Source organism: Paenibacillus sp. OT2-17 (assembly GCF_009827695.1).
Lineage (GTDB): Bacteria > Bacillota > Bacilli > Paenibacillales > Paenibacillaceae > Paenibacillus > Paenibacillus polymyxa_B.
Window position 1 is genome coordinate 1 of the sequence record NZ_WUDQ01000746.1, and the last position, 1,459, is coordinate 1,459.

General features: G+C 47.2%; 1 protein-coding gene. It reads left to right on the forward strand.

Going from position 1 to position 1,459, the window contains the following annotated elements:
• Positions 1-1,459, forward strand: a 1,459-nt coding sequence (locus GRP75_RS26725) for a non-ribosomal peptide synthetase (protein WP_160790866.1), incomplete at both ends; no start/stop codon positions are given.

The following is a 1,459-nucleotide window of genomic DNA, read 5'->3' on the forward strand; positions in this document are numbered from 1 at the left end:
GGTCGATGGTGGGCTCAAAAGTAAGCTTGTTGCCAATCGGCGGAGAAAAGTCTCCCGAACAGATCCTGAACACGATTAATGAAGACAAGGTGAGCACCCTTCATTTTGTACCCGCGATGCTGCATATTTTTCTGGAATATCTGGAGCAGCAACCAAGGGAAACGGTGCAAGCACAATTGAAAACGTTAAAACATGTATTTGCCAGCGGTGAAGCATTGCCTCCTCAGCAGGTGGCGCGTTTCTATCGAATTATGTCAGGGATTGGAAGCGCAAAACTAATTAACTTGTATGGTCCAACAGAAGCTACTGTAGACGTTTCATTCTTTGAATGCGAGCCTGTGGAAGAGCACTCGGTGATCCCGATCGGTAAACCGATTGATAATATTCAATTGTATGTTGTACAGGAAGGTACGGAGCGATTGCAGCCGATTGGAGTGGTGGGAGAACTTTGTATCAGTGGTATAGGAGTAGCCCGTGGCTATCTTAATAGACCGGAATTGACCAAGGAGAAGTTCGCTGCCAATCCGTTTAACAGCGGAGCGGAGGATTATGAGCGGATGTACCGCACAGGAGATTTGGCGCGTTGGATGCCTGATGGCAACATTGAGTATCTGGGTCGGATCGATCAACAGGTAAAAGTGAGAGGATATCGTATTGAACTGGGCGAGATCGAAGCGCAGTTGCTGTCTATAGACGGAATCCAATCAGCAGTAGTCGTAGCGCGGGAGAACAAAGACGGCTACAAGGATTTGTGTGCATACTTTGTGGCTTCTGAGCCATTGAGTCCGCTGGACGTGCAGAATGCGCTCAAGCAAAAGCTGCCGTTTTATATGATTCCAGCATATGTGATGCCAATGCAGCAGCTTCCTCTTACATCCAATGGAAAAACGGACCGAAAAGCGTTACCTGAGCCGGACCGACATGACTCTTTGCAAACGGATTATGTTGCTCCGAGAAATGATGTGGAAAAGGCGTTGGTTATGGTATGGCAAGACGTTTTGGGAAGTGATCATATAGGCGTTCGAGATCATTTTTTTCTGCTTGGCGGCGATTCTATTAAGGCTGTTCAGGTGGCCTCACGCCTGCGTCAGCATGGTTATTCCCTTGGCATTTCTCTTTTGATGGAGCACCCGTTCATTGAGGATCTCAGCAAGCTTGTGACAACTTTGTTCCGCTACACAGACCAGAATTCGATACATGGAGAGATTCCAATAACATCGATTCAGCGGCAGTTGAATGAACTGGGTACATTTTACACCTTGCGGACGGCGACATCCATGCTATTTACAGCTAACCCGGACTTCGATGAGGATCTATTGCGGTCTGTGCTGCAAACATTAACTACTCATCACGAGGTATTGCGGCTTGGTCTGGCGTCGATCGACGAACCGTCTACCCTTATATACCGAGATGAAAATGAAGAAATGTTCACACTTGATGTGTTCTTTCTTGCAGATGA